We start from the raw sequence: 11,670 nt of genomic DNA on the forward strand, positions 1-11,670 counted from the left end.
TCGGGCGTCCCCGGCCGGGCCGCTCAGATGTCCACGGCCGGGCCCTGGTCGCCGGGCGGGGTCATGGCCGTGAGCAGCCGCCGGTCCAGCATGGTGCCGACCGAGGTGTCCCCGGCCGGGTCGAGCCCGGCGTCGTGGCAGGCCGCGCTGATCAGGTAGCGGCCGAGCACCGGATGGCTGGCGAACGCCCACTCCTCGCCCTGGGCCGCGGCGCCGTCGGGGGTGCGCAGCCCGCCGAGGGCGAGGCCGAACCCGAACTCGGTGAAGGGCAGCCGCATGCCCTGGCCGAGCGCCTTGGTGTACGCCTCCTTCAGCGTCCACAGCCGCAGCACGCAGGCCGCCTGCTCCTCCTCCGCCAGCGCCGCCAGCTCCGCGGCCTCGGCCGGCGTGCACATCTGCCGGCGCATCAGGCCGAGGTCGAAACGCCGGTCCGCGCGTTCGGCGTCCAGGCCGATCCGGCCCATCCGGCTGATCCCGACGGCCATCAGCTCACCGGTGTGTGTCAGGCCCACCTCGACCTGGTCGAGGCCGCGCAGGTAGGGGCGGCCGCCGAGCCGGTAGGCGATGTCGATGTCCTGCGCTTCGATGCCGAGCGCGGCGGCCGCCGTGTACTTGATGAGCAGCCGGGACGCGGCGAACCGGCTGCGCACCGCGGGGTCCCGGGTGGCGGCGTAGCGGTTCCAGTCGCGGCCGAGCAGGGGTTTGAGGCGCGGCGTGGTGAGCACCGCGGGCAGCCACTCGGTCCAGGTCGCGTACGCCACGGTGGCCCCGCGGTCCAGGAGGTTCTCCCGGATCCGCAGCCAGGAGCTGTCCGGGCGCGGGATGTGCACGGGCGGTGCGACGGCGGAGCCGTGCGCGGTGGCGATGACGCCGAGGGCGCTCAGGCGGTGCAGGGTGTCCAGGACAGCGGCCACGTCGCGGGCGCGGATGTCGTCGGTGACGCGGCCGCCGTCCTTCGGCGCGGCCGCGGGCTCACTGTGGTGCACGGCGTTCGCCTCCTTGTGTCGTCGTCCGGCCGCCCGCCGCGGCGCAGAACCGTTTTGCCGGGGCCCGGCCCGGGCCCGGGTGCGGGGTGGGGGTGCGGGGTGGGGGTGCGGGGTGTGGGGTTCAGGCGAGTCGCATCCCGTACAGGTCGAAGCTCCGTCCGCGGCGGTAGCGGTCGGCCAGTGCGGCCGCGAGGTCCTGCGTGGTGCCGTCCGGCAGGTCGGGGACCTCCAGGCCGAGGCGGCGGCCGAAGCGGGTCAGGGCGAGCAGTGCCCAGTCGGGTCCGGCGAGCAGGTCTCCTTCCGCGGCGCCGGGGTCGGCGTTCTCGCAGACGGCGAGGCAGGACGCGGCGGCCAGCAGCAGGCAGTAGCGGTCGACGAGGACGTACGCGGCCGGGGCGAGCGTCCCGGTGTCGGGGCGGGAAAAGAGCGTGGCGCACCGTTCGGCGAGGCTGTGCACCTCGCCGGCGAAGGCGCGGGCGAGGGCGGCCAGTGCCGCCCATCGGGGGCCGCGGGTGCGTTTGCCCTCGAGCCGGGCGGCGGCGCCGAGCAGCGCGGCGAGCAGCCCGTCGCAGCCGCTGTGCGGGTCGCGGGGCTCGGCGTCCAGGCGCCGGAAGTCGAGCGCGGTGCTCGGGGCGCCGGGGGTGAACAGCGCGGATGGGGCTTCGTGTCCGGCCTCGCCGCGCCAGCCGGCGTGGGCGAGGGTGCGCAGGTGGGGGACGAGCACGGCCTGGGTGTCGGCGGTGCCGGCGTGCCCGAGCCCGGCCACCGGCAGGTCGCGCACGAGCTTTTGGAAGCCGCCGTAGGCGGGGCCGCGGTCGTAGCCGCGGGCGCCGAGCACCGCGGCGAGTTCGTCGAGGTCCTCGTGGAGCAGGGCGGACACGGCGTACTTGACGGCGGCGGACGGGATGAGAGCGTGCTGGGGGGCCAGGTCGAGCAGCCGCAGCCCGGCGACGGCGAGAGCGTCGCAGGCGAGCAGGTCGGCGAAGACCCCGGCCAGGACCCGGCCGCGGCGGCCGCGCGGCACCAGGCCCCGGCGGGACTCGCCGGCGGCCCGCACGGCGTAGCGCAGCGCGCTGTCCATGCCGCCGACCAGGGCGCCGCCGGACACCAGGGCCCGGCTGACCTGGAAGGTGCGCAGGGACAGCGACACCCCCTCGCCAAGCCTGCCGATCAGGGCGCCGGCGGGCACGGGGCAGCGCTGAAGTTCCAGTCCGGCGTAGTGGGCGCCGCGCATGCCGTGGGTGCGGGCGCGCGGCAGCCGGTGCACGGCGGGCGCGGGGAGCCGGTCGGTCTCGAGCAGGAACACGGAGTGGCTGTCGGGGCCGTCGCCGGGCGCGGTGCGCACGTAGGCGACGAAGGCGTCGGCGCGGTCGGCGTTGATGACGACCTCCTTGCGGCCCTCCACCGTGAAGCCGCCGGGTGCGGGGCGTGCGGTGTACTCGCCGCGCAGGATCGCGTTGGCGTGCGCGAACTCGCGGTGCAGGATGGTGATCCGGCCGCCGTCGAGCAGCCGCCGCGCCAGGTCCCGGCGCTGGCGCTCGTCGCCCGCGGTCCACACCACGGACGCGGCGAACAGGGCGGTCATCCCCGCGCCGAAGCCGAGCGCCACGTCCCGCCGGAACACCGGCCGCAGCACCTGGGCGAGCCCTTCGACACCGGTGAGGCGGCCGCCCAGGGCTCTTGGCACGAACTCGGCGGCGAGGCCGAAGCGGTCGAGGAGTTCCTCGGTGGCGGCCGGTGCCTCGCGCCGCTCGTCGGCGGCGAGCAGCGCCTGCTGGCCGTGCGGGTTGCCGGCGGCGAAGGGATCGCCGAGCAGGTCCTCGAGGTACTGGGCCCGCAGGCGCGCGTCGCCGGGCACCCGCCGGGTGGGCGGGGCGGCGGGCCGTCCCGCGGCCGCGGACGTGTCGGCGCCCGCGGCCAGGCTGTCTTTCACGGGGGACCTCCAGCATCAAGCCCGTCCGGCCAGGCGGACGGGGTCGTTCGGCGCGATGTGCACGCACGGACCCGGGGCCCGGCCCACCGGGCGGCCCGGTGGACCGCGTGGCCCGGTCGGCCAGGTGGCCGGGGTGGGCCGGGTGGCCCGGGGGCCGGGAGGCCAAGGGGCCAGGGCCAGGGGGGCCCGGTGGCCGGGGTGGGCCCGGGGGCCGGGTGGGCCCGGTGCCCGGGTGGGCCCGGTGCCCGGGTGGGCCCGGTGCCCGGGTGGGCCGGCCGGCGGCGTGGGCCGGCCGGCGGCGTGGGTCAGACTCCGCGGGCCAGGGCGCCCTCGGCGTGCTCCCTGACCAGCCGCAGCGCGCGGCCGCTGTCCGCGGCGAGCCGTGCGCGCAGCGCCTGCCGCGCGAGGCGTACCGCGTCCGCGCCGTCGCCGTACAGCCGGCGGACGCCGTCCTCGTCGAGGACCGCGTGGTGCCGGGCGACGACGGTGACGCCCGCGCCCCAGGGGTCGGGTTCGACCGACCACTCCCCCGTGTGCGCGGCCAGCAGCGCGGGCTGTTCGGTGTCCCGGATGTCCTTGTAGACGATGCGTCCGGCGTGCGGGAAGCCGATCCGTACCGACTCCGTCGTCCGTGCCGTCCCGTCGGCGCCGGCCAGCTCCACGGTCATCAGCTGCACCCCGGGCATGTGCTCGGTGATGTCGATGCCGGTGGCGCCGGGCACCGCGTCGGCCCGGTCGCCGAACCGGTGCAGGAAGTCGTAGACCGGCTCGGCGGGCGCGTCGACGTGGACGCAGTCCTCGAAGGACAGCACGAGGTCGTCCAGGCGGCGCCAGCGCTCGGCGAGCTGCCTGAGGTTGTCCAGCGCGGCACGGCTGTTGGCGGTGGTGGCCCGCTTGACCCAGTCGACGTCGGCGCGCGCGTTGTCGGCGACGGCGAAGTCGTTGCGCAGGGTGACCAGCGACCGCTCCGGGCCGCGCGGCTCGACGGTCCAGCTGCCGCCCATGGAGGTCACCGGCCGGGGCAGCACCTCCTGGCGGAAGTCGACGCGGTGCGCCACGGGGTCCAGGACGCGCCGCGTGGTCCAGGACCTGATCTCGCCGTTGGCGGTGACCCACATCCGCAGCCGTTCCGACGCGCCGTCGAACTCCAGCTGTTCGACGTGGACGGTGGGCGGCAGGAAGACGGGCCAGCGCAACGCGTCGGCGATCAGGCCGTAGAGCACACCGGCCGGGGCGTCAACGACCGCGTGCTGGGCCATACGGTGCACAGGCGCGAGGTACATCCACACACCCCTCTCGTCTCGGACGTGGAAGGCCGGGCGGACGGCCACGGGACGCCGTGGCCGGCCGGCCCGTACAGGCTCGTTATGGACGGTGTCCTGATCCGGTGGAGAACGGCTCGCCCGCTCCTTGACCGCCGCTCGAGTCGGCGGCACGCCGCGTCGGTCCCGGCCCCCGGGCGCCCACGCTCGAGGCCGCCTCGACCCGGACCCGGCCACGCCACGGCCACGACGCCGTACCGGCTCCGCAGAGGTGCGGGCTGCGGGCGCATGCGCAGCGGGCCGCTCCGACGGGCCGCATACGAGAAGAAGAGAAGAAGAGAGGAGAGGAGAGGAGAAGGGGCGCGGGAGTCGCGCCGGCCGGCCAGGTGCGTGTGCCTGGTACGTCATGGCGCGCCCGCGTTCCCCGCCGGTCCCGGTGCGGGCGGTCGGGGCGAGGGGCGTGCGCCTCGATGGCGGTGGGCGGCAGTTCGCGCTCAACGGGCCCTGCGGGCGTTCTCGGCGCCGGCCAGGACCCGGCGGTTCCCTCCTGCGTCACCGCCGGCCGCGGCGCGGACCGTGAGCGCCCCGGTGGCCGCTCCGGCCCGGGCAGCCCCGACACCATGCCCGGCCGGCCGCCGCCCGCCGTGCAGCCCCCTGGCAGCTCCCGGTCGGTCGATGAGGCCGCGGCCACCGGGCGCGGCCGGCAGACACTCCGGCGGCTCCCGGACCCGGCCACGCGGGCGTACGGCGGGCAGGTGCCGGCCCGGGCGCGTGGCCGGCGCGGGCGCGCTGCTCGTCGGTGTCCAGGACCAGGCCGTGAGGGGCGCGGCGCCGCGCGGGCCGCCGGGGCCGGTGTGACGGGTCGTCGGGTCACGGGCGCGGACGGCTCGGGCGCGGACGGCGGGGCGGGTCGCCTCGGGGCGGGCGCCGGGTGCCGGGTGTCGGGCGTGTGCCTCGAGCGGGGCTCGAGGGAACGTCATGCGGTTCCCGAGCGGGGCGGCCGAGCCTGACGGGGTGGGATGACGTTGTGCGGTCGGTCGAAGGAGTCCTGATGGCGTTTCCCGGCGCCCGGCGCCTGCGGCGGTTCACCCGCGCCCTGGCGGCCCAGGTCTGGCAGGGCCTGGTCGCCGCCGGCACCATGTACTTCGCGAGCGAGGCGGCGCGGGCGGAAGCCCGCCTGCTGGACGCGCCCCCGCCCGGCCATCCCGAACGCCTGCGCCCCGATCTGCCCCTGACCGCGCTGGAGCGTGCCCTGCAAAGAGAACTCGACCCGGCGGGCTGACGGAGCGACGGGCTTGAGGGCCGTCGGGCGCGGCAACTGCCCGCGGGAACCGGCCGCGGGAGCCGGCCGCGGGAATCGGCCGCGGTGGTGTCAGGCGGCGTACAGGTCGAAGGTGGAGGTGCGCCGCGGTCCCGACACCACGTCCAGCTGCGGGTCGACGGTGAGCATCGCCTGGTGCAGCCGCTGCAGCTGCGGTGAGGGCTCCACGCCCAGTTCCTCGACCAGGCGCCGGCGCAGCCGGTGGTAGACGTCGAGCGCGGCGGCCTGCCGGCCCGAGCGGTACAGCGCCACCATGGCCTGCGAGTGCAGCCCCTCGTGCTCGGGGTGCCGGGCGATCAGTTCCGTCAGCTCGGCGGTGACCTCGGCGTGCCGGCCGAGTCTGAGGTCGGCGTCGATGCGGCGTTCCCGGGTGACGAGCCGGCTCTCCTCCAGCCGCATCGCCTCGATCTCCAGCACCGGGCCGACGCGTACGTCGACCAGGGCGGGCCCCTGCCACAGGTCCAGCGCCTTGCGGTAGGTGCTGGCGGCCAGCTCGTCCTCGCCGTCCTCGAAGGCGTGCTGGCCCTCGCTGACCAGGCGCTCGTAGGCGTGGACGTCGACCGCGTCGGCCGGTATCTGCAGCAGATAGCCCCCGTGCCGGGTGGCGAGCACGTCCTTCGCGGCGCCGGGCTCGCCCGGCCCCATGGCGGTGCCGAGCCGGCGCCGCAGCTGCAGGATGTAGGTCTGCAGCGTGGTCAGGGCGCTCTGGGGCAGTTCGGTGCCCCAGATCTCCTCCATGAGCGTGGGCACGGGCATGACCCGGCCCGGGTAGAGAGCGAGCAGGGCCAGGATCTGGCGGGGCTTCCCGGCCGTCGGAACGATCGACATCCCGTTGACGTCGGCACTCAGTGGACCCAGAACGCGAATCTTCATGGTTTCCCTCCCCGTACCTCGACGGCTGGACCCGGCGTCCGAGCCGGTGTGCGAATCGGTGCCCGAGGTCCGCCGATATTGCGCCACGCGGGAAGGCCGGTGTCCTTGCCCCGCGATGTATGCCCGAGGCGCACCGTATCCCGCCGCAACTCGGCCCTCGGATTTCGTCGAGGAGTCATTGAGCGGCCTTCTTGCAATGCCGCTTCCAGCTGTGTCCACGGAAGTGGTCCCGCCCGGCCGCCGAAGCCCGGCCGTTTTCCCGCCGGGGCACCGCGAACGCCGCATGACGTGAACTCGGACGGTCCCGGAAAAACGCTGGAGCGGGACTCGTGCCGCCCCTTGCCGTCCCCCACACGCCGCCCAAGGAACGATTCCCGAGAAATTTTCAGCTTTGTTTTTCCGGCCGGAATCCGAGCGCCGGACAAAGCCGTCCCGAGACACCCGGAGAGTGCCCGGAGGGCGCCTGGAGGCGCCCGGAGCCGTCCGGAGAGTGCCCGGAAGCTGTCAGGAGCCGTCCGGGGTCATCCGGAGGCGTCCGTGGAATCCGGTGGCCCCGGGGGCGTCCGGAGGCGTCCGTGGAATCCGGTGGCGCCGGTCCGCCGCCGGACGGGCCGGCACGGCCCCCGCGGCCGGGAAAAGCGTCAGCCCGTCCGTGGCACGTCAGCCCGTCCGTGCCGCGTCAGCCTGCCCGGCCGCGTCAGCCCGTCCGTGTCACGTCAGCCTGCCCGTGCCGCGTCAGCCTGCCCGTGCCGCGTCAGCCCATCCGTGGCACGTCAGCCTGCCCGTGCCGCGTCAGCCTGCCCGGCCGCGTCAGCCCGTCCGTGGCACGTCGGCCTGCCCGTGCCGCGTCAGCCCACCCGTGCCACGGCCGGGCCGGTGACCTCCGGGCCGCGGGCCGCGACGGTCTCCGGGCTGGCCATCAGGATGGAGCGCTGCAGCCGGCTGAGCGTCGCCGAGGGCTCCAGGCCCAGTTCGCGCACCAGGGTGGTGCGCAGACGCTGGTAGACGCTGAGTGCCTCGCCGCGGCGGCCGGAGCGGTGCAGGGCCACCATGAACTGGCCGTGGAGACTTTCGTGCATGCGGTGCCGGTTGACGAGGACGGTCAGCTCGGACAGCAGCTCGCGGTGGCGGCCGAGCCGCAGATCGGCCTCGATGCGCTGGTCCAGCGCGCACAGCCGGGCCTCCTCCAGGCGCTTGACCTCCAGGCCGATCCGGCTGCCGGCGGTCACGTCGGCGAGCGCGGAGCCGGTCCACAGCGACAGCGCCTCCCGCAGCCGCCGCGCGGCGCCGGGGAAGTCCTCGGCGTCCATGGCCCGGTAGCCCGCCCCGGCCTGCCGCTCGAACTCGCGGAAGTCGACCCGGCCGCCCCGGGTGTCCAGGCGGTAGCCGCCGGGGAGGGTGAGCAGGATGTCCTTGGCGGTGACGTGCTCCTCACCGGCCTTGGCCAGCGCTTCGCCGATGAGCTCGCGCAGCTGCAGGACGTAGGTCTGCAGGGTGGTGCGGGCGCTGCGCGGCGGCTCGTCGTCCCACAGCTCCTCGATCAGGGAGGAGACCTGGACCACCCGGTCGGCGTGCAGGGCGAGCAGGGCCAGCACCTGACGCGGCTTCGGGGCCGTCGGTGTGACCGAGATGCCGTGCTCACGAGCTGACAGCGCGCCCAGAACTTCGATGTCCACTGCCGTCTCCCCCTTTTTTGGTCCAATGCCGGTTGCGTGCGGGTCCATGCGGCGAGGGCCGCCGCTTGGACGCCGGGAGGGCGTTCGACGGCTCTGGCTCGAACACGATTAAAAAAACAGCACAGTCGGTTTGTCAATGGGAAGGGGGTACGTTCGGCCACACGAGTCGCCCGGCCGCTGGTGAGGGCCGGCCCCCCGGCAGCGGATCGCATATGCCAAAGAGCCATGAAACAGACCCAGTTGGTCCGCCAGGGGGCTCCGGCACGGGCACGGCGGAAGGCCGGCGGGCGGTCGGCGGGCACCCCGGGGCCACACCGCGCCGCCGCGCCGGCCGACGGCCGGGAGGGTCAGAAGGGGTAGACTTCACCAATAAAACAGACCGCACGGTCTCATATGTGCCCTGTGCGCCGACCTCCCGGCTCCGGTTCCCGGCTGCACAACCGGCTGCACAGCCCGCCGCCCGCCTCCCCCGCCTCCTGCGGCCGGGGTCCCGCACGCTGGGCAGCGGGGCAGGGCGTGCCGGCCCCCGATTTGCGGTGCTGCTGCCCCAGCGGCGGTCCACGCTCCGGCCCGCCCACTGGGCTGCCACCGCCCGCCGATCGGCGACCGGTTCGTCTTCGGCAAGCCGCTCCGGCTCCTCCGCTTCGGCGGCCCCTGCCAAGCCATGGCGGAGACCACTTGCTCGGCCCCCGCGATGGGTAGGATCACCCCGCACGTCGAGCGGGCGGTTCCAGCCGCGCCGCGCATGGCAGGGACCGGAGCAGCGGGGGGCGGCACGGCATGAGTGCGAGCGGCAACGGTCACTGGGGTCCGGCGGGCGGACCCGGGCCCGGCCCCGGTGGACAGCCGGGTCCAGGTCCCGGCCGGCAGCCCTACCCCGGGGCCGGACACCACCCGTACCGGGGCGGTCCCGGTGCGGGGCCCTACCCGCCGCAGCCCGCGCCCGTGCCGCCGCAGGGGTACCCGGGGCACCCGCAGGGCTGGGGCCCCTACCCGCCGCAGCCGCACGGCGGTGGCCCGCAGCCGCCGTTCCCGCGCCCGCCCCGGCCGCCGCTGACGCGCGGACAGCGGATCCTCAGGTGCGTCTACAACCCGTTCTACGCCGCCCAGCGGGCCTTCCGCCCCTCGCGCCCGGACGTGGTCGAAGACCTGACGGTGCGCAAGATCCAGATGTGGCGGACCGGGCTCGGCATCGCCGCCTGGCTCGTGCTGGTCATGTCCTACAAGCCGGTCGACACCGCCAAGGGCGTCGAGACCGTCGCGGGCGACAAGTTCGACCAGAGCTGGATCAGCACACTCGTCCTCGTGTGCGCCTTCCCGTTCGTGATCGCCCTGTTCGCGTTCGCCGCGCGCGGTGCGCTGCGCGGGCTCTACCTGCGGCGGTCCCTGAAGTCCTTCGGGGCGGTGGCGGCCTTGATGGGGTCCATGGCCACGTTCCCCCTCGCCGTTGCGCCCGACCCGGCGACCGCCGGCTTCCGTGACGTCATCGGGACTGCCGGCATGGTCGTCCTCATCACGCTCTGCGCATGGTCGCTGGGCTTCGCCCTGTACGGGATCGCGCTCTGCCTCGTGCACGTGTTCCGCACCGCCGACATCCACGAGGTGCTGCCGCCGATCCTCGCCGTCTTGCTGGTGTGGGTGATGGCCGCCCTCGACGTGATCAACAACGAGAACGCCACGGTTCCCGTCCTTGCCCGGATCGTGTTCCTGCTCGGGGCTCCGGTATCGGTGACGGTGCTGTCGTGCTGGGAACTGTACCGGCTGCGCAGGTATCACAATCTGACCGTGCGCCAGGCCCTTGGCCGCCAGGGAGTGTCCGGCGGATCATGAGTGTTCCGGCCTGCACGGCCGTGTAGTTGGCCGTGGGCCGTGGTGATCTGACGAACGAGGAACGGCACCGCCTGGAGCCGCATTTGCCCCTCTGCGGACGGCACGGTGGGCGGTGGGCACGTCACCGCAGGTCCCGCCACCAGATCCTTTTTCCGTGAGCGGACCGGGATCCCGTGGCGGGACCTGCCGGAGAGGTCCGGCAGGTGCAAGACGGTCCACGAACGGCACAGACGCTGGCCCGCGGACGGCACCTGGGACCGGATCCCCCGGGCCGTCCCGGCTGATGCCGACGCCGAGGGCCGGATCGAGGGGAGCATGGCGGGCGTCGACCCGACGTCCTGCCGTGCCCACCGACACTCCGCCGGCGCCCACAGCAAGACACCCCGCATTCCGGAAAAAGAGCCACGCCCCAGCAGCATCGCCCCGCCGAGGGACTCAGAAGGTCCCCCGGCGGCCTGACGAGCAGGATTCACCTCGCCGGCGAAGGTGGTCGCAGACCTCTCGCGCTGCTGGTCACCCCCGGCCGGTGGGGCGAGGCACCACGGATGATTCCCGTACTCGCCACGCATCCGCGTGGCCCGGGGGGCGAGCAACGCCCGCACACCCGGCCGGGACACATGAGCGCGGACAAGGCGAACTCCTCCCGCAGGAACCGCAGCTGTCTGCGCAGACGCCCCCGGACACGCCTTTAGCGCGGCCGCCCCGGCTGTCCCCGGTGCCCGGGCTGTACCGGGTGGCTGCCGGCCGCCACGAGGCCGCCGAGGGCGGGCGGCGCGGCCAGCCTCGGCAGCAGCAGCTGCCAGAACCGGGTGATCGTGCGGTGCGAGAGCCATGCGGGGTCCTGGGCGCCCAGCACCTCGAAGCCGGTGGTCGCCGCCACCACGGAGGCCGCCACCTCCCCGGGCGTGACCTCGCCCAGCACCCCTTGGCCGGCCGCGCGTTCCAGTGCCGCCCCCACCCACCGGCGCCACTGCCCGTGCAGGTCCCGGCCGCCCTCGCGGACCTGGTCGCGGCTCAGCTCGAAGCCGGCGCGCAGCACCACGTCCTCGGTGAGCCGGCGGGCGAGGTCGTGCGAGACGTCCACCAGCAGCTGCAGGGCGTTGCCGGCCGCGCCGTCGTGGGCGGTGACGATGCGCTCCAGCCGGTGCGCGGCGGCGTCCTCCACCGCTTCGGCCAGGCGGGCCTTGCTGGCGAAGTGGAAGTGGAGCGCTCCGTTGCTCACCCCGGCCAGTGAGCTGATCGCGGTGAGAGAGGCCACGCTGAAGCCGTCCCGGTGGAAGACGGTGGCGGCCGAGTTGATCAGCGCCTCGCGGGTACGCAGCGCCCGTTCCTGTTTGACCATTCGAAGTGCTCCGTTACTGCGGCGGGTTGCCGTGCTTGCGTGAGGGCAGATCGGCGTGTTTGGTGCGGAGCATCGCGAGCGAGGTGATGAGCACCTCGCGGGTCTCGGCCGGGTCGATGACGTCGTCCACGAGGCCGCGTTCGGCCGCGTAGTAGGGGTGCATCAGCTCGGCCTTGTACTCCTTGACCATCCGCGCCCGCATGGCCTCGGGGTCCTCGGCGGCGGCGATCTGGCGGCGGAAGATGACGCCCGCGGCGCCCTCGGCGCCCATCACGGCGATCTCGTTGGCCGGCCAGGCGAAGGCGAGGTCGGCGCCGATCGACCGGGAGTCCATCACGATGTACGCACCGCCGTAGGCCTTGCGCAGGACCAGCGAGATCCGCGGCACGGTCGCGTTGCAGTAGGCGTACAGCAGCTTCGCGCCGTGCCGGATGATCCCGCCGTGCT

Annotated in this window: 10 protein-coding genes and 2 pseudogenes; 4 read left to right on the forward strand and 8 right to left on the reverse strand. The window is 74.8% G+C overall.

Going from position 1 to position 11,670, the window contains the following annotated elements:
• Positions 1-23: 23 nt before the first annotated feature.
• The 4 genes from IE318_RS33345 to IE318_RS44615 form a co-directional block, all read right to left on the reverse strand.
• Positions 24-986, reverse strand: a complete 963-nt coding sequence (locus IE318_RS33345) for a 4'-phosphopantetheinyl transferase family protein (protein WP_229903912.1) — start codon at positions 984-986, stop codon at positions 24-26.
• A gap of 121 nt (positions 987-1,107) precedes the next feature.
• Complete coding sequence (locus tag IE318_RS33350) at positions 1,108-2,919, reverse strand: acyl-CoA dehydrogenase family protein (protein ID WP_189906372.1); 1,812 nt, start codon at positions 2,917-2,919, stop codon at positions 1,108-1,110.
• A 305-nt stretch (positions 2,920-3,224) separates the two neighbouring features.
• Positions 3,225-4,202 carry an aromatase/cyclase gene (locus tag IE318_RS33355; protein ID WP_189906374.1) on the reverse strand — a complete coding sequence of 326 codons (978 nt, stop codon included), beginning with the start codon at positions 4,200-4,202 and terminating at the stop codon, positions 3,225-3,227.
• A gap of 473 nt (positions 4,203-4,675) precedes the next feature.
• Positions 4,676-5,161: a hypothetical protein gene (locus IE318_RS44615; RefSeq protein WP_194717506.1), complete on the reverse strand. Its 486-nt coding sequence runs from the start codon at positions 5,159-5,161 to the stop codon at positions 4,676-4,678.
• Between the two features lie 71 nt (positions 5,162-5,232).
• On the opposite strand from IE318_RS44615, the gene IE318_RS33360 reads away from it, so the two are divergent.
• On the forward strand, positions 5,233-5,463 hold the full coding sequence (locus IE318_RS33360; RefSeq protein WP_189906376.1) for a DUF6059 family protein: 231 nt from the start codon (positions 5,233-5,235) through the stop codon (positions 5,461-5,463).
• A 90-nt stretch (positions 5,464-5,553) separates the two neighbouring features.
• On the opposite strand, the gene IE318_RS33365 is transcribed toward IE318_RS33360, so the two are convergent.
• A complete protein-coding gene (locus IE318_RS33365) occupies positions 5,554-6,375 on the reverse strand; it encodes an AfsR/SARP family transcriptional regulator (protein WP_189906377.1) in 822 nt (273 codons plus the stop codon).
• A gap of 848 nt (positions 6,376-7,223) precedes the next feature.
• Positions 7,224-8,051, reverse strand: coding sequence for an AfsR/SARP family transcriptional regulator (locus IE318_RS33370; RefSeq protein ID WP_030186178.1), 828 nt, complete (start codon positions 8,049-8,051; stop codon positions 7,224-7,226).
• 497 nt (positions 8,052-8,548) lie between these two features.
• Between IE318_RS33370 and IE318_RS45480 the strand changes: the two are divergent.
• The 3 genes and pseudogenes from IE318_RS45480 to IE318_RS45485 all read left to right on the forward strand — a co-directional run.
• Positions 8,549-8,739: pseudogene (locus IE318_RS45480) on the forward strand (hypothetical protein); the annotation flags it as partial.
• A 257-nt stretch (positions 8,740-8,996) separates the two neighbouring features.
• Entirely contained in the window at positions 8,997-9,881 is an 885-nt protein-coding gene (locus IE318_RS33375; RefSeq protein ID WP_229903913.1) for a hypothetical protein, read from the forward strand.
• A gap of 32 nt (positions 9,882-9,913) precedes the next feature.
• Positions 9,914-10,555 (forward strand): annotated as a pseudogene (locus IE318_RS45485) (IS5 family transposase); the annotation flags it as partial.
• A gap of 14 nt (positions 10,556-10,569) precedes the next feature.
• Here IE318_RS45485 and IE318_RS33385 read toward each other — a convergent pair.
• Together IE318_RS33385 and IE318_RS45490 are read right to left on the reverse strand one after the other, a co-directional pair.
• Complete coding sequence (locus tag IE318_RS33385) at positions 10,570-11,223, reverse strand: ScbR family autoregulator-binding transcription factor (protein ID WP_051845514.1); 654 nt, start codon at positions 11,221-11,223, stop codon at positions 10,570-10,572.
• Between the two features lie 13 nt (positions 11,224-11,236).
• Positions 11,237-11,670: carboxyl transferase domain-containing protein (locus tag IE318_RS45490; protein ID WP_308438609.1), on the reverse strand; the 434-nt coding region annotated here is incomplete at its 5' end.

This window comes from Streptomyces spiralis (assembly GCF_014654675.1).
Taxonomy (GTDB): domain Bacteria; phylum Actinomycetota; class Actinomycetes; order Streptomycetales; family Streptomycetaceae; genus Streptomyces; species Streptomyces spiralis.

Excerpts from the sequence above, each read along its gene's own strand:
- IE318_RS33360 (WP_189906376.1), top strand. The coding sequence starts at position 5,233 with ATGGCGTTTCCCGGCGCCCGGCGCCTGCGGCGGTTCACCCGCGCCCTG.
- IE318_RS33385 (WP_051845514.1), bottom strand. The coding sequence starts at position 11,223 with ATGGTCAAACAGGAACGGGCGCTGCGTACCCGCGAGGCGCTGATCAAC.
- IE318_RS44615 (WP_194717506.1), bottom strand. The coding sequence starts at position 5,161 with ATGACGTTCCCTCGAGCCCCGCTCGAGGCACACGCCCGACACCCGGCA.
- IE318_RS33365 (WP_189906377.1), bottom strand. The coding sequence starts at position 6,375 with ATGAAGATTCGCGTTCTGGGTCCACTGAGTGCCGACGTCAACGGGATG.
- IE318_RS33355 (WP_189906374.1), bottom strand. The coding sequence starts at position 4,202 with ATGTACCTCGCGCCTGTGCACCGTATGGCCCAGCACGCGGTCGTTGAC.